General features: G+C 41.2%; 12 protein-coding genes, 2 tRNA genes and 3 rRNA genes. 9 read left to right on the forward strand and 8 right to left on the reverse strand.

The window, feature by feature from the left end; translation table 11 throughout:
- The first annotated feature begins 7 nt into the window (after nucleotides 1-7).
- Both rsmA and MKL36_RS18075 read left to right on the forward strand, forming a co-directional pair.
- Nucleotides 8-820, forward strand: a complete 813-nt coding sequence (gene rsmA / locus MKL36_RS18070) for a 16S rRNA (adenine(1518)-N(6)/adenine(1519)-N(6))-dimethyltransferase RsmA (RefSeq protein ID WP_000284347.1) — start codon at nucleotides 8-10, stop codon at nucleotides 818-820.
- On the forward strand, nucleotides 821-1,660 hold the full coding sequence (locus MKL36_RS18075; RefSeq protein WP_002068182.1) for a symmetrical bis(5'-nucleosyl)-tetraphosphatase: 840 nt from the start codon (nucleotides 821-823) through the stop codon (nucleotides 1,658-1,660). It abuts the gene before it with no gap.
- A gap of 40 nt (nucleotides 1,661-1,700) precedes the next feature.
- On the opposite strand, the gene MKL36_RS18080 is transcribed toward MKL36_RS18075, so the two are convergent.
- From MKL36_RS18080 to hflX, 4 genes are all read right to left on the reverse strand, one after another.
- On the reverse strand, nucleotides 1,701-2,144 hold the full coding sequence (locus tag MKL36_RS18080) for a DUF2147 domain-containing protein (RefSeq protein ID WP_000514366.1): 444 nt from the start codon (nucleotides 2,142-2,144) through the stop codon (nucleotides 1,701-1,703).
- Nucleotides 2,145-2,228: 84 nt separating this feature from the next.
- Nucleotides 2,229-2,903 carry an LrgB family protein gene (locus MKL36_RS18085; protein WP_000480818.1) on the reverse strand — a complete coding sequence of 225 codons (675 nt, stop codon included), beginning with the start codon at nucleotides 2,901-2,903 and terminating at the stop codon, nucleotides 2,229-2,231.
- Between the two features lie 10 nt (nucleotides 2,904-2,913).
- Complete coding sequence (locus tag MKL36_RS18090; RefSeq protein ID WP_000357904.1) at nucleotides 2,914-3,285, reverse strand: hypothetical protein; 372 nt, start codon at nucleotides 3,283-3,285, stop codon at nucleotides 2,914-2,916.
- Nucleotides 3,286-3,327: 42 nt separating this feature from the next.
- Complete coding sequence (hflX, locus tag MKL36_RS18095; RefSeq protein ID WP_000456884.1) at nucleotides 3,328-4,662, reverse strand: ribosome rescue GTPase HflX; 1,335 nt, start codon at nucleotides 4,660-4,662, stop codon at nucleotides 3,328-3,330.
- Between the two features lie 203 nt (nucleotides 4,663-4,865).
- Here hflX and MKL36_RS18100 point away from each other — a divergent pair, with 203 nt between their 5' ends.
- Nucleotides 4,866-5,675: a lysophospholipid acyltransferase family protein gene (locus MKL36_RS18100; RefSeq protein ID WP_000195147.1), complete on the forward strand. Its 810-nt coding sequence runs from the start codon at nucleotides 4,866-4,868 to the stop codon at nucleotides 5,673-5,675.
- Here MKL36_RS18100 and MKL36_RS18105 read toward each other — a convergent pair whose 3' ends face one another.
- Nucleotides 5,676-7,301, reverse strand: a complete 1,626-nt coding sequence (locus tag MKL36_RS18105; protein WP_000079184.1) for a phospholipase D family protein — start codon at nucleotides 7,299-7,301, stop codon at nucleotides 5,676-5,678.
- 106 nt (nucleotides 7,302-7,407) lie between these two features.
- On the opposite strand from MKL36_RS18105, the gene MKL36_RS18110 reads away from it, so the two are divergent.
- Complete coding sequence (locus MKL36_RS18110; protein WP_000267339.1) at nucleotides 7,408-8,418, forward strand: metallophosphoesterase; 1,011 nt, start codon at nucleotides 7,408-7,410, stop codon at nucleotides 8,416-8,418.
- Nucleotides 8,419-8,465: 47 nt separating this feature from the next.
- Here MKL36_RS18110 and MKL36_RS18115 read toward each other — a convergent pair whose 3' ends face one another.
- The 3 genes from MKL36_RS18115 to MKL36_RS18125 are packed head-to-tail and all read right to left on the reverse strand — an operon-like array spanning nucleotide 8,466 to nucleotide 10,692.
- Nucleotides 8,466-8,945, reverse strand: coding sequence for an OmpA family protein (locus MKL36_RS18115; RefSeq protein WP_001097560.1), 480 nt, complete (start codon nucleotides 8,943-8,945; stop codon nucleotides 8,466-8,468).
- Nucleotides 8,946-8,959: 14 nt separating this feature from the next.
- Complete coding sequence (locus MKL36_RS18120) at nucleotides 8,960-10,183, reverse strand: diguanylate cyclase domain-containing protein (RefSeq protein ID WP_021510991.1); 1,224 nt, start codon at nucleotides 10,181-10,183, stop codon at nucleotides 8,960-8,962.
- A 5-nt stretch (nucleotides 10,184-10,188) separates the two neighbouring features.
- Nucleotides 10,189-10,692, reverse strand: a complete 504-nt coding sequence (locus MKL36_RS18125) for a YfiR family protein (RefSeq protein ID WP_001985194.1) — start codon at nucleotides 10,690-10,692, stop codon at nucleotides 10,189-10,191.
- A gap of 543 nt (nucleotides 10,693-11,235) precedes the next feature.
- Between MKL36_RS18125 and MKL36_RS18130 the strand changes: the two genes are divergently transcribed.
- The 5 genes from MKL36_RS18130 (at nucleotide 11,236) to rrf (ending at nucleotide 16,571) form a co-directional block, all read left to right on the forward strand.
- Nucleotides 11,236-12,772 (forward strand): 16S ribosomal RNA (locus MKL36_RS18130).
- Between the two features lie 59 nt (nucleotides 12,773-12,831).
- Nucleotides 12,832-12,908, forward strand: a tRNA-Ile gene (locus MKL36_RS18135).
- Between the two features lie 55 nt (nucleotides 12,909-12,963).
- A tRNA-Ala gene (locus tag MKL36_RS18140) sits at nucleotides 12,964-13,039 on the forward strand.
- Between the two features lie 340 nt (nucleotides 13,040-13,379).
- Nucleotides 13,380-16,272 (forward strand): 23S ribosomal RNA (locus MKL36_RS18145).
- 184 nt (nucleotides 16,273-16,456) lie between these two features.
- Nucleotides 16,457-16,571 (forward strand): 5S ribosomal RNA (rrf, locus tag MKL36_RS18150).
- Together the 16S, 23S and 5S rRNA genes with 2 tRNA genes alongside form the textbook arrangement of a ribosomal RNA operon.
- The last annotated feature ends 8 nt before the right edge of the window (nucleotides 16,572-16,579 follow it).

Genomic DNA, 16,579 nt, shown 5'->3' on the forward strand with positions numbered 1-16,579 from the left:
ATGTTCTATGTATCAAATTAATGCCCTAAACCCGAAAGATGAAGGGCATAAAGCTCGTAAACGTTTTGGTCAAAACTTCTTACATGATCAACGAGTCATTGCCAAAATTGTACGCTCAGTCAATCCGCGTACGGGTGATAATATCGTCGAAATTGGTCCAGGTTTAGCTGCTTTAACTTCTCCTTTAATTGGAGAATGTGATGCATTAACTGTAGTTGAATTAGACCGTGATTTAGCTGCCGGCTTACCTGAACGCGTGCCACATCCAGAACGTTTAACTATCGTAGAAGCTGATGCATTAAAATATGATTTTAGTCAGCTTGTAAAAGATGGGCGTCCATTACGCGTTGTCGGCAATTTGCCTTATAACATTTCTACACCATTACTTTTTCATCTCTTGGAATTTGGTAGCCAAGTTAAAGACATGCACTTCATGTTGCAAAAAGAAGTGGTAGAACGTATTACTGCTGAACCGAATACAAAAGAATATGGCCGTTTATCAGTCATGATCCAATATTATTGTCAGCCTACCTTTTTATTTGAAGTTCCAGCAGGCGCATTTAACCCGCCACCAAAAGTGACAAGTGCAGTATTTCGCTTAGTTCCTTACGAACAAAAACCAATTACGGCGAAAGATGAAAAAGCTTTAGCTCGCTTGGTTGCCCACGTCTTTACTCAGCGCCGTAAAACGCTAAGAAACAGTCTTAAAGGCATGTTAGCAGAGGATGGTTTCGAGAAAGCAGGAGTCGACCCAATGGCTCGTCCAGAAACTTTAACTCTTGCAGAGTTTGTGGCTTTGGCAGATCAAATGGTGGCATAAATGACTAAGCGCTATAACTATGTAATTGGAGATGTGCAAGGTTGTTTTGAGGCACTCAAAGCGCTATTAAAAGAAATACGTTTTGACCCTGATCAAGATTTTATCTGGTTTGCTGGTGACTTGGTTGCACGTGGTGAAAACTCTGTAGGTGCTCTACGGTTTATTAAAAAACTAGCTGATCGAGGGGCTGCTGCTACCGTATTGGGTAACCATGATTTAACCCTGATTGCTGGTGCTCGTGGTCTTAAGGAAATTAAAGAAAAAGATCGCACGCAGGATGTTATTGACGCCGTGGATGGTGATGATCTTATCGATTGGTTACGTAAACAGCCGTTATGTTTATTTCCAAATGAACAAACAATACTGACGCACGCAGGTGTACCTTGTATTTGGGATGCACAAAAAACTGCTGCATTGGCAAAAGAAGTTGAGGCTGTATTGGCGCATGATGATTTATCTGTGCTAGATGCATTTTTAGCTGAAATGTATGGTTCAAAACCCGATCTTTGGACAGATGATTTGACAGGTAATGAACGTTTACGCTGTATTACCAATTACTTAACTCGTATGCGTTTAACTAATGCAGAAGGGGCTTTGGAGTTTAGTTTTAAAGATACTTTAGATGCACCAATGCCAGAAGGTTATTTACCGTGGTTTGAATTTCCAAGTAAGGCTGCACAAACCCATCAAATATTTTTTGGACATTGGGCTGCTCTAGAGGGTAGAACTATTAGTGAACACATCCAAAATGTTGATGGTGGTTGTGTATGGGGTAAAAACTTGATTGCTTATCGTTTTGAAGATCAACAAGCTTTTTCTGTGAGCAATCCTGTTATGTAATAAAAAAGCCGCTGAAGCGGCTTTTTTATTTTTAAGATATTTATTCTAGGCGAATCCAGATCTGATTACGGCCTAAAGCAGATACCCCAAGGTAACCGCGCATATGTAGACGTTTACCATTTGCACTGAGTTTTGCTTTTAATCCGTAAACTTTACCAGTATTTGGGTCTAGAATTTTTCCACCTGTATAGGTTGAATTATCAGTTTGCTTGAGCCCGGTTGCGATATCTAAGCCTAAAATAGGCTTATTGGTATAAGGTGCAGGGCAGTTATCACAAATTTCTTTTGGTGTATAACCTGGGCGCGGTGTAATTTTTACGATTTTACCTGCATAAGTACCATTTGCCTCTTTCCGTATTTCTACATGTGCTTTAGGTGTACCTGTTTTATCGTCAATCGTTTGCCAAAGACCTGTAATATCAGCTGCAAAAGTAGCTGTATTTATTCCCACTAGGAGCAAAGCTCCAACAAAAAATTTCCCCATAATCAAAAAATCCTTTTAGATTTGAAAGATCCATCTTATTTGTAATTAATAACGGGTTCAATGTTTATTTAAACTACTTTTTAATCAGTGTATTCCAAAAGATAACATGAAGGTTGGTAGCCAAATAGCAGTAAATACACCGTTTAATGCCATGCCAAATGCCGCATAACGACCTGCTACAGGTCCACGTTGCCAAGCCTGAGCAGTTCCAATTGCATGTGCAGCTAAGCCTAGAGCTAAACCTGAAGCTCTTTCATCGTGTATATGCTTAAGTAAAAATGGTGAAAATGCTGCACCAATAACTCCGGATAAAATTACAATGAGAGTGACTAATGTCTCTGGAGCATGTAATAAGGTCGCGATGTTTAAAGCAATTGGGGTGGTTACTGCACGTGTAGCAAAAGCCAAAATAGTCGGCTCAGACATATGCAATAGGTAAGCAAGGCCCATTGGTAAAGCAACGGCACTAATGCTGGCAAAGCATAAAATACCAATCACCGATTTAAGAGGTAAATCGTCATAACGCATTGCAGCCAAAGGTATAGCTAAAGCAACCGTGACATATCCTAATAAATGGCTAAATAAATCATTTACGTAAAGTCGATATTCTTCATAGGGAACTTTCAAGATTGATAATAGCCCAATGACAATGAACATGCCGAAAACTAAAAGAGGAACTTGAGGAAAGCGGCGGTTTAATGGTTTTGCACAAAGGTAGCCAACTAAAGTGATCAAAAATCCATAAAGAATCATAAACATTTTATTCTCCTTATAACCAATGTTTTGCCATTTTTGCATAGACCCACAAGGGTATAAGGGTGCTCACTACCAAAACAAAAAGAAATAGCGGAATTTCTTTACCCATATGCACCAGCATAATTAAGGAGCCTGCACAAATGGGTAAAAAAGCAAAACCACTTTCTTTCATGACTTTATTGTTAGTATCGACAAGTCTTAGCGGGATTTTCTTAAATTTACGCCAAATGAGTAAAACGATAAGTAAACTAATTAAACCTACCAGATTGCCTAGCTCTGGATGACCAAAAGCACGCATAACGACGACTGAGCCTTCGCGAAAACCGATAATAAGTAGTAAAGTTCCTACCCATGCTGCCCAGTCTATACTTTTGATCTTATCCATATTTTTTATCTCTAAAAGTTTACTTATCAAGTTTTAACTGATCTAGTGCTTGATTTCAAACTCTTCCAGTGGCCTTTTAAACTGACTTGCGCGTTCACCTAATATCTCATCTATAGGGAGTTTGGCTTGGCGAATTAACTGCTCAAGCTTATGAGGTGCAATTCGTATATCGATATGTAATAGCCCTTCATCGTCATAATGCTCAGATTGAATGACATTTAAAGCATAAAGTTGAGTACGCAATTTGCCATAAGCAGGTTTAAGTACCAATGAGAAGTGTTGAAGTTGTCCCATTAGACATTCTTGTACGGCTTGGCGAAGTAAATCTAGACCTAACCCTGAGTGTGCAGATACATAAACACGATCTGGAACATGGGGCTCTGAATAAATAATTTTTGCCTCTTCGCCACTCAAATCAATTTTGTTATAAACACGAAGTACGGGTGCATCCGCGCCAATTTCCTTCAATACACCTTCAACGGCTTCAATCTGGTCAAGCATGTCATGACTACTACTATCGATGACATGTAAAAGCAGGGTAGCTTCAAGCGTTTCTTCTAAAGTTGCTTTAAATGATTCGACCAAATCATGTTGTAAGTTTCGTACGAACCCTACAGTATCTGCTAGAACCACCGTACCAATTCCATCCCATTCTAGACGACGTAAGGTTGGATCAAGTGTTGCAAATAGTTGGTCGGCTGCATATACATCACTTTTCGCTAAAATATTAAATAAGGTTGATTTACCCGCGTTGGTATAACCGACTAATGAAACAGTTGGGATCGAAGCTTTTTGTCTTGCAGCTCGTCCTTGCATACGGGTTTGATGGACTTTCTCTAACTTATCTTTTAACTGGGTAATACGGACACGAATGAGACGACGGTCTGTTTCGAGTTGTGATTCACCGGGACCTCGTAAACCAATACCACCTTTTTGTTGTTCAAAATCAGCAGACCAACCACGGATTAAACGGGTTGATAAATGTTTTAACTGAGCAAGTTCAACTTGTAATTTACCTTCATGGGTCCGCGCGCGCTGGGCAAAAATATCTAAGATGAGACCGGTGCGGTCAATAACGCGGCATTTTAAAATCTTTTCTAAATTACGCTCTTGGGCAGGGGTTAATGCATGATCAAAAATAACAAGACTTGCTTCTAAGTCCTGAACTTGTTCTGCAATCTCATCAACTTTACCTGAACCAATAAAAAACTTAGGGTCCGGTTTATTACGTTGAACTTTAATGTGCTCAAGAATATCTGCACCAGCTGACTGTGCAAGTAGAGCAAATTCTTCGGCATCCAGATCATCTAATAATTGTACAGACACACTCACTAATATTGTGCGTTCACCGCCTTGATGCCGATCAACATATTCCACGTGGCTATAAATCCTGAATAAGGTAAAACTTTATTCTAGAGGAAACTTGAGCAAAAGGGGAAAGGGTTTACTCTTATTCTTTAGATTAACTACAGCGCATTTTATTTTTATTTGTGTCTATCACACAGCGATGCAAGTTTATTCCGAAACGTATAGAATGGCTCGAGATGGGTATAACAATGATTGATCGTTAGTGAAATTTTATGACTCAAACGCAAAGTATAGTGAATTCAACGTTAAAGAAATTTTCAAAAATAGGTTTATACGGAAAAAAAGTTACTTCAGCGACTGCGGCAATCAGTGAAGGTTTTTACTTAGTTTATCGTCATGGACTTTATAAAGATCCAAATAACCCTGTTAACACTCGATATGTTCAATATTTCTGTCGTCGTTTATGCCAAGTATTTAATCTTGAAGTTCAAGTACATGGCACAATTCCCAGAGAGCCCGCTTTATGGGTGAGTAACCATATTTCTTGGCTTGATATCGCCGTTTTAGGTTCAGGTGCACGTGTCTTCTTCTTAGCTAAAGCCGAGATAGAAAAGTGGCCTATTCTTGGCAATTTGGCGAAAGGTGGGGGCACCTTATTTATTAAACGTGGATCAGGTGACTCCATTAAAATTCGAGAGCAAATTACCGAATTTTTAAAACAAAATATTCCAGTTTTATTTTTCCCTGAAGCGACTACTACAGATGGCCATTCTGTTAAGCGGGTTCATGGTCGTTTACTCGGAGCTGCTATCGAAGCTCAGCGTCCGGTACAGGTATGTTTAATCTGTTACGTAAACCGTCATGGTGAGTTAGATACCGTTGCACCATTTATTGGTGAGATGTCATTCGTTGAGCATATTCAACGTGTGCTAGAAATGCCGAAAGTAACAGCTCATTTACTTACACTTCCTCCTATTTCGGTAGAAGGCCATGATGTAAAAAGTTTGACTCAAGAAGTACAAGAAAAAATGGTTGAAGGATTGGCTCAATTACATAAAAAAGTACTTAAGCCAAAAAGTTAATTACATAAAACCTTCGAGTGGCAGCCATGATAGTAGTTTCATGCCTGCCTTTTGCCACCATTTCATTTCTGGTTCTTTTTTATAAATTACAGGGCCTTTTGGAGTTTCCTGTTGCCAGTAAATATGATTGTTTGGATCGAGCTTTAATTTATAAGCATATTTGTTTAAGTTTTCATCCATCGTATGGTGAATTGTTTTGGCCAGTGATGGACTATCTAAAATTACGCCAATTTCAGTATTTAAATACGCCGAACGTGGGTCAAAGTTGAATGAACCAATAAAAACCTGTTCATCTAATGCCATAAGTTTGGTGTGTAAACTTGAGCGGCTTAAACCTTTCATGTTTACTTTCGCTTTGGTTGCCAGTTCATCCGTATTCTTATTCAAATCGCGTTTATCTGGAGTCGGTAAAAACTCATACAGTTGAACGCCGTTTTTCAAAAGTTCTTTACGATATTTTCCATAAAACGCATGAACAACAGCTACGTCATTTGCTTTGAATGAGTTTGTTAAAACTCGAACTTCTACACCTTCTTTAGCAAGCGTACTTAAAATTTTAGCGCCTTGCTTTTCTGGAATAAAATAAGCCGAAATCAGGTCAACATTGCTTTCTGGTTTTTCCAAATGGTTAATCAATTGGAAATTTAAATGTTCTTCTTTTTTCGCTTTTGATCTAATTTTATCAGGTGAGTCTTTCACAACCTCTGCTTTAACCCAATCAAATTTAATATTACGGTCTAACCATTTATCAAAAGCATGTGATCTAGAGGTTAAGTCAAGGAAGTTCTGAACGGTGGCTTGTTGATAATGAGCATCAAGTTGTTGTTTTAAGCTTTCGTAGCGCAAACGGTGTTGTTGAGCACTGACGATACTTTGGACTGAATATGCATATTCATGATTCCAGTAGTCATCAAAAGAATTCACGATATCATCAACGGCAGCACCAACCAACATGACATCGACGTCAGAAAATTGATAACTGTCGCTGACGTTGTAATACTGATTTGTCATATTGCGCCCACCAATAAGCGCAACCTGATTATCAGCAATAAAGCTCTTGTTATGCATACGACGATTGATACGTTTTAAGTCTAAAATCATATCCATCGCGCGATATTTGCGGAAACGGTATGGGTTAAATAATTTAACTTCAATATTTTTATGTTGAGAAAGCGCGAGTAACACGCCTTCCATCTTTTTAGCATTATTATCGTCAATTAATAAACGTACTTTAACACCACGATCAGCAGCACGAATAATTGCATGTAAAGCTAAAGCACCGACTTTATCGTTATCCCAAATATAGTACTGTAAATCTAAAGTCTTTTCGGCTTTATCAATCAGCCTTAAGCGAGCCGCGAGTGCTTCTAAGGGATCATTTAAAAGATGATAACCCGTTAAATTCGGATTTTTTTCACGTAAAGGCGTAATAATTTTTGAAAGAGAAGTTTGAGATGTATCGATATCTCGTGCGTACTGGATTGGTTCAGGGCTATGTTTGGGTAATGTGCTACAACCTGTCAAAGCCACAGCGAAACTTGAACATACGACTATAGAAGCTTTAATCAAAAAGCCTTTAGCCAGTTGATGAGTTTGAAGCTGTTTGGAATGAAAGGATTGTGCCATAATCAATACATACGATAAGGTGAGCTAGAGTATAATTCGTGCATATTGAAAGATAAATATTGAATTTGATTACTAGCAATCAATATAAGATAAGTCGAGAATCGTAATGTGGAACCCAAATTCAATCATCTTTTGTTTTTACCTTATTTTTTCAATACTTGCTCTCTGGGGAATTATTGAAGCCTGGGTTCATCAATCACGTACTGAAACGATTCATCCATTTAAAGCTTTTGTTCACTTACTTGCTTTTTATCTATCTTATCTTCTTGTTCCACTTTGGTTCTTTAATTTATACGCTGGTTGGATAGGTTATTACTCAATTCATGAAACCATTTTTATCTTTTTATTAAGTGGTATTCTCATTTACGCACGTTTTATAGAGCCACATATGGTACGTGTCGATGTTCACCAATATCGTTTAAATCCAGATCGCCATTTTGCTAAACCTGTAAAAGTCGCTTTAATTGCAGACTTACATATAGGCCTATTCTCTGGGCATGAACGTCAACTCAAAATCATTGTGAAAAAGCTTAATGAACAACAGCCAGACTTAGTAGTTGTGGCAGGAGACTGGACTTATGAGCCAGAAGATAAGCTAGTACAGGAACTGAGTGTACTTAAAGATATTAAAGCTCCAGTTTATTCAGTTCCAGGGAACCATGACGAGCAATATCCAGGTCCGCCTATTCAACAATTATTAAAAGATGCACTTCACTACAATGATGTAATGGACATTGAAGGAAAAATTGTTGAGTTTGATGAGTTTCGTTTAATCGGGATTGGTGACTTATGGGCAGGGAAAACCGATATGCGTTCAATGCCAGACTTACCTCAAGATAAACCATGGTTAATTCTTTCCCATAACCCTGATACGGTAGATATGGTCCCTAAATTACCTAATCGCCCTTTAATGTTGTCAGGTCATACACATGGAGGGCAGGTCGAACTTCCGTGGGTAACCAACTATATTATGAAAAAAGTATCAATTTTAGGCCATAAACGTGGTTTCTATTCGCATGAACACGCCGATGTATTTGTTACCGTAGGAACAGGTATGGTTGGAATACCATTAAGATTTCGTGTACCGCCTACTATTGATATTATTGAACTTGTATAAAACAAAAAAGCCAATCACAAAGGATTGGCTTTTTTATAATGGAAAATTTAAGGAATAATTACGATAGCAACACGACGATTAATTGCTCGATTTTCATTGGTTGTATTCGGTACATACGGTTGAGTTGAACCACGTCCAATAACGTAAATATTTTCCTTTTTAAAACCGTGAGTCAAGAAGAGGTTCGCAACACTTTGTGCACGTTCTTCAGATAACTTTTGGTTGTATTCAGGATTACCTACATCGTCAGTGTGACCAACGATTTTTAATTTATTCAAATCATATTTATTTAATTGATTTGCTAAACGTGTAAGCTCTGCTTCATGACTTTGTTTTAATGTTGCGTCATTAAAATCAAATAATAAGCGTTCTGGTAAACCTAGAGTCCAGCCTTCATTAGTAAGTACAAACCCCTCTTTTTTTAGCATTTTTACTTGACGATATTTCAAAGGACCAAAACTCAAGCAACCTGCAAGCGCAATGCACAGCAATGCAATAAAGGAGAGTTTCAAAGATCTTGTATTCATAAATTAGCCTAAATTTAATTCTCTGGTTTATAAATAAACCAATGTTGCTCAGAAGTCTTAGCCTTATACATCGCTTGATCTGCTTGCATAATAAAATCTTCTGGACTAGACGCAAATTGGGATAAAGCAATCCCTACACTAAAACTGAAATAAATCGTTTGATCATTTAGATGCAAAGGTTCTTTACAGCTTTCGAGTAAATTTTCAGCAATAGATATTAAATGATCGGCATGCGTAATGGAATGCAAAATAACCGCAAATTCATCACCGCCTAAACGGGCAATAAAATCTTGATGACGTAAACGCGTTTGTAACCTTTTCGCCATCTCTTTTAAAACCTCATCCCCAGCTAAATGTCCGAACTGATCATTAATTGATTTGAAGTTATTGTTATCTATAAACAATAAGGCTGACTTATTGTCAAAATCCTTATCTTCAAATATATCTAATAGTATTTGATAAAAATAATGTCTATTCGGTAATAGGGTCAGCTGGTCATGATGAGCTTGAAACGATAATTTACGATTTTCCTTTTGCAGTTGATTATCCCAAATCTGAATTTCTTCAAGTAACTCATTAAAAACAGTATTTAGGTCTTGAAACTCTTTAATTCGGTTATAAGGAAAACGAAGGTTATAAGCTTTTTGTTCACTCACGATTTGAGCAATATTTGTGAGTGGATAAATCGCTTGCATAATTTGACGATAAGTCAAATTCACTGACCACCACAATGCACAAACAATAAACAGCATCGCAATAGCAAGGCCGACCATAATCATCTTTAAAAATTGCAATATTTTTTCAGAACTACCAAAAAGGGTGAGTTCACCTACATTCTGTTGATGATGATAAATCGTTAAATGTACCGGCTCATTTAAAAACCAGTGATCAAACCATTTCTCTAACACCGAAGTTTGACTCGACAACTTAAAACTTTGAGCAATCAGGTGATGTTCAGAATCATAAATATGAATTGCTCGAATAGAGTGATCATTTGTGTATTCATTTAAGATTTGTTCAATCGTGATCTTATCGTTAAACACAACGGCAGGCTGAATACGCTCAAGAAGAGTATGGCTAAGTAATTGCAAATTTTGTTTTGCATAAGTTTCCATCGTAAAAACGGAAATTGATACAAATGTAAAAGAGCAAATAAAAAAAGTTATAGCAAAGATCGTAAATTGAGACTTTCTAAAAAGTGCATGTAGCGAAGTGGATTGATACAACTTAGATATCATAATCCTTACTCCGCGTTCTTAGCCAAGAGTAAAACCCTTGGATCAATATGGACCTTGGAATGGCTTAATGCATCTAAGTTAACTTTAAAAGTGGTGTAATTATTTTGATTATATAAACAAAAGATACTACCAACTTCACATTCTGGATTATTAATACTTAAAGAAAGCAAAGAACGATATGGATAATTCTGAATTAAGTTTTGCTGCTGCTGAGGTGGTGTGGTAGAAAAATAAACAGCCTGGCAATGCGATTTAGAAAAATCTTTAGCATTAACGGTTTGTACACGATAGTTATAAGATAATTGTTGAATATAAGACTGGAAGGTAGAAGTAATTGATGCATTATCAATTACACAAAGAGTAGGCGTGCTTACATTCTCCCATTTGCTATAACTTAAAATAGATAAAGTGAGCACATAAAAGTTATGTTTTGAATTGGCATAAGCAGGCCCACTCGTAGCAAACACTACAAGTATGCAAAATAATACTTTCTTAGCGGAGTGCCACATGGTGAGTTAATGCCAAATCAATTGCACGAATAATCTATTCTACATGAAGTTGAATAACTAAAAAAAGTTTAATATCTCATCTAATATCCAGTGAAAAGCCTAAAAAATGTACGCTTGATATGAAATGCTATAAAAAGGGGTTGCAAAGGGAATGAGATGGTCTATAATGCACATCCATCGGCGGTGATGCAGATAGAAACTTGTTGAAAAACAGTTACTTGTGATTAGATTGATTGCTTTAAGTGATGAATTTGATGATGAGATGGTTTAGAGAATGAGTTTTAAAAAATATCGAAATTACCTGTTGACTTTTAAGAGATTAAGAGTAATATAGCCGACCTAGCTTGCTGGTGACGAACCAGTAAGAAGATCATTAAGAGAATTGAAGAACAACTTGTGTGGATTTTTACTGATTGATTAATCGAAATAATTTTCATTGATTGATTGGTTTAAATTACTCGAAGTTTATTTGAGCGAAATTTAAGTCAGTAATTGATGAGCCAGAATTGGCACCTTGTCTATAAATAAGGTGCAAAATGATTTTAACTGAAGAGTTTGATCATGGCTCAGATTGAACGCTGGCGGCAGGCTTAACACATGCAAGTCGAGCGGGGGAAGGTAGCTTGCTACTGGACCTAGCGGCGGACGGGTGAGTAATGCTTAGGAATCTGCCTATTAGTGGGGGACAACATCTCGAAAGGGATGCTAATACCGCATACGTCCTACGGGAGAAAGCAGGGGATCTTCGGACCTTGCGCTAATAGATGAGCCTAAGTCGGATTAGCTAGTTGGTGGGGTAAAGGCCTACCAAGGCGACGATCTGTAGCGGGTCTGAGAGGATGATCCGCCACACTGGGACTGAGACACGGCCCAGACTCCTACGGGAGGCAGCAGTGGGGAATATTGGACAATGGGGGGAACCCTGATCCAGCCATGCCGCGTGTGTGAAGAAGGCCTTATGGTTGTAAAGCACTTTAAGCGAGGAGGAGGCTACTCTAGTTAATACCTAGGGATAGTGGACGTTACTCGCAGAATAAGCACCGGCTAACTCTGTGCCAGCAGCCGCGGTAATACAGAGGGTGCGAGCGTTAATCGGATTTACTGGGCGTAAAGCGTGCGTAGGCGGCTTATTAAGTCGGATGTGAAATCCCCGAGCTTAACTTGGGAATTGCATTCGATACTGGTGAGCTAGAGTATGGGAGAGGATGGTAGAATTCCAGGTGTAGCGGTGAAATGCGTAGAGATCTGGAGGAATACCGATGGCGAAGGCAGCCATCTGGCCTAATACTGACGCTGAGGTACGAAAGCATGGGGAGCAAACAGGATTAGATACCCTGGTAGTCCATGCCGTAAACGATGTCTACTAGCCGTTGGGGCCTTTGAGGCTTTAGTGGCGCAGCTAACGCGATAAGTAGACCGCCTGGGGAGTACGGTCGCAAGACTAAAACTCAAATGAATTGACGGGGGCCCGCACAAGCGGTGGAGCATGTGGTTTAATTCGATGCAACGCGAAGAACCTTACCTGGCCTTGACATACTAGAAACTTTCCAGAGATGGATTGGTGCCTTCGGGAATCTAGATACAGGTGCTGCATGGCTGTCGTCAGCTCGTGTCGTGAGATGTTGGGTTAAGTCCCGCAACGAGCGCAACCCTTTTCCTTACTTGCCAGCATTTCGGATGGGAACTTTAAGGATACTGCCAGTGACAAACTGGAGGAAGGCGGGGACGACGTCAAGTCATCATGGCCCTTACGGCCAGGGCTACACACGTGCTACAATGGTCGGTACAAAGGGTTGCTACACAGCGATGTGATGCTAATCTCAAAAAGCCGATCGTAGTCCGGATTGGAGTCTGCAACTCGACTCCATGAAGTCGGAATCGCTAGTAATCGCGGATCAGAATGCCGCGGTGAATACGTTCCCGGGCCTTGTACACACCGCCCGTCACACCATGGGAGTTTGTTGCACCAGAAGTAGCTAGCCTAACTGCAAAGAGGGCGGTTACCACGGTGTGGCCGATGACTGGGGTGAAGTCGTAACAAGGTAGCCGTAGGGGAACCTGCGGCTGGATCACCTCCTTAACGAAAGATTGACGATTGGTAAGAATCCACAACAAGTTGTTCTTCATAGATGTATCTGAGGGTCTGTAGCTCAGTTGGTTAGAGCACACGCTTGATAAGCGTGGGGTCACAAGTTCAAGTCTTGTCAGACCCACCATGACTTTGACTGGTTGAAGTTATAGATAAAAGATACATGATTGATGATGTAAGCTGGGGACTTAGCTTAGTTGGTAGAGCGCCTGCTTTGCACGCAGGAGGTCAGGAGTTCGACTCTCCTAGTCTCCACCAGAACTTAAGATAAGTTCGGATTACAGAAATTAGTAAATAAAGATTGAGATCTTGGTTTATTAACTTCTGTGATTTCATTATCACGGTAATTAGTGTGATCTGACGAAGACACATTAACTCATTAACAGATTGGCAAAATTGAGTCTGAAATAAATTGTTCACTCAAGAGTTTAGGTTAAGCAATTAATCTAGATGAATTGAGAACTAGCAAATTAACTGAATCAAGCGTTTTGGTATGTGAATTTAGATTGAAGCTGTACGGTGCTTAAGTGCACAGTGCTCTAAACTGAAATGTTGAAGTTACTAACTTGTAGGTAACATCGACTGTTTGGGGTTGTATAGTCAAGTAATTAAGTGCATGTGGTGGATGCCTTGGCAGTCAGAGGCGATGAAAGACGTGATAGCCTGCGAAAAGCTCCGGGGAGGCGGCAAATATCCTTTGATCCGGAGATGTCTGAATGGGGGAACCCACCTACTTTAAGGTAGGTATTGCAACATGAATACATAGTGTTGCAAGGCGAACGAGGGGAAGTGAAACATCTCAGTACCCTTAGGAAAAGAAATCAATTGAGATTCCCTCAGTAGCGGCGAGCGAACGGGGATCAGCCCATTAAGTTATGTGTGTTTTAGTGGAACGCTCTGGGAAGTGCGAACGTAGAGGGTGATATTCCCGTACACGAAAGGGCACACATAATGATGACGAGTAGGGCGAGGCACGTGAAACCTTGTCTGAATATGGGGGGACCATCCTCCAAGGCTAAATACTCCTGACTGACCGATAGTGAACCAGTACCGTGAGGGAAAGGCGAAAAGAACCCCTGTGAGGGGAGTGAAATAGATCCTGAAACCGCATGCATACAAGCAGTGGGAGCACCTTCGTGGTGTGACTGCGTACCTTTTGTATAATGGGTCAGCGACTTATATTCAGTAGCGAGGTTAACCGTATAGGGGAGCCGTAGAGAAATCGAGTCTTAATAGGGCGTTTAGTTGCTGGGTATAGACCCGAAACCAGGCGATCTATCCATGAGCAGGTTGAAGGTTGGGTAACACTAACTGGAGGACCGAACCCACTGTCGTTGAAAAGCCAGGGGATGACTTGTGGATAGGGGTGAAAGGCTAATCAAGCCTGGTGATAGCTGGTTCTCCCCGAAAGCTATTTAGGTAGCGCCTCGGACGAATACCATAGGGGGTAGAGCACTGTTTCGGCTAGGGGGTCATCCCGACTTACCAAACCGATGCAAACTCCGAATACCTATGAGTACTATCCGGGAGACAGACTGCGGGTGCTAACGTCCGTAGTCAAGAGGAAAACAATCCAGACCGCCAGCTAAGGCCCCAAAATCATAGTTAAGTGGGAAACGATGTGGGAAGGCATAGACAGCTAGGAGGTTGGCTTAGAAGCAGCCACCCTTTAAAGAAAGCGTAATAGCTCACTAGTCGAGTCGGCCTGCGCGGAAGATGTAACGGGGCTAAAACTATGTGCCGAAGCTGCGGATGTATACTTTGTATACGTGGTAGGGGAGCGTTCTGTAAGCCGATGAAGGTGTGTTGAGAAGCATGCTGGAGGTATCAGAAGTGCGAATGCTGACGTGAGTAACGACAAAACGGGTGAAAAACCCGTTCGCCGAAAGACCAAGGGTTCCAGTCCAACGTTAATCGGGGCTGGGTGAGTCGACCCCTAAGGCGAGGCCGAAAGGCGTAGTCGATGGGAAAATGGTTAATATTCCATTACTTCTGTGTAATGCGATGAGAGGACGGAGAAGGCTAAATCAGCCTGGCGTTGGTTGTCCAGGTGAAAGGATGTAGGCATGTATCTTAGGCAAATCCGGGGTACTCTATGCTGAGATCTGATAGCAAGCTGTACTTGTACAGCGAAGTGGTTGATGCCATGCTTCCAGGAAAAGTCTCTAAGCTTCAGTTACACAGGAATCGTACCCGAAACCGACACAGGTGGTCAGGTCGAGTAGACCAAGGCGCTTGAGAGAACTCTGCTGAAGGAACTAGGCAAAATGGTACCGTAACTTCGGGAGAAGGTACGCTGTTGTTGGTGATGGAACTCGCTTCCTGAGCTGACGACAGCCGCAGAAACCAGGCCGCTGCAACTGTTTATTAAAAACATAGCACTCTGCAAACACGAAAGTGGACGTATAGGGTGTGATGCCTGCCCGGTGCTGGAAGGTTAATTGATGGGGTTAGCGTAAGCGAAGCTCTTGATCGAAGCCCCAGTAAACGGCGGCCGTAACTATAACGGTCCTAAGGTAGCGAAATTCCTTGTCGGGTAAGTTCCGACCTGCACGAATGGCATAATGATGGCGGCGCTGTCTCCAGCAGAGGCTCAGTGAAATCGAAATCGCTGTGAAGATGCAGTGTACCCGCGGCTAGACGGAAAGACCCCGTGAACCTTTACTGCAGCTTGACACTGAACTTTGACCTTACTTGTGTAGGATAGGTGGGAGGCTTTGAAGCTGGAACGCTAGTTCCAGTGGAGCCGTCCTTGAAATACCACCCTGGTAATGTTGAGGTTCTAACTCTGTCCCGTGATCCGGGACGAGGACCGTGTCTGGTGGGTAGTTTGACTGGGGCGGTCTCCTCCTAAAGAGTAACGGAGGAGTACGAAGGTGCGCTCAGCGTGGTCGGAAATCACGCGTAGAGTATAAAGGCAAAAGCGCGCTTAACTGCGAGACCCACAAGTCGAGCAGGTACGAAAGTAGGTCTTAGTGATCCGGTGGTTCTGTATGGAAGGGCCATCGCTCAACGGATAAAAGGTACTCTGGGGATAACAGGCTGATACCGCCCAAGAGTTCATATCGACGGCGGTGTTTGGCACCTCGATGTCGGCTCATCTCATCCTGGGGCTGAAGCAGGTCCCAAGGGTATGGCTGTTCGCCATTTAAAGAGGTACGCGAGCTGGGTTTAGAACGTCGTGAGACAGTTCGGTCCCTATCTACCGTGGGCGCTGGAAATTTGAGAGGATCTGCTCCTAGTACGAGAGGACCAGAGTGGACGAACCTCTGGTGTACCGGTTGTGACGCCAGTCGCATCGCCGGGTAGCTATGTTCGGAAGGGATAACCGCTGAAAGCATCTAAGCGGGAAGCCTACCTCAAGATAAGATTTCCCTAGGACTTTATGTCCTCTAAAGAGCCGTTCGAGACTAGGACGTTGATAGGTTGGATGTGGAAGCATAGTGATATGTGAAGCTGACCAATACTAATTGCTCGTGAGGCTTGACTATACAACACCCAAGCAGTTGTATATGAAGCATCAATCGATTCTTAAATATGCAAGACAACTTGATTTAGTTATACCTCTAGCTAAAATGAACAAGTAAAGTAAGATTCAATCAGCCCAGTCTGTTACAGATTTGGAAAACGCTTCGGCATCAAATAAGACCCAAGCAAGTATCCATAAACAGTTGTGCTGGCGACCATAGCAAGAGTGAACCACCTGATCCCTTCCCGAACTCAGAAGTGAAACCTCTTAGCGCTGATGGTAGTGTGGGATTACCCATGTGAGAGTAAGTCATCGCCAGCTCATTATTC

This window comes from Acinetobacter sp. AOR12_HL, assembly GCF_027855275.1.
GTDB classification, from domain to species: domain Bacteria; phylum Pseudomonadota; class Gammaproteobacteria; order Pseudomonadales; family Moraxellaceae; genus Acinetobacter; species Acinetobacter baumannii.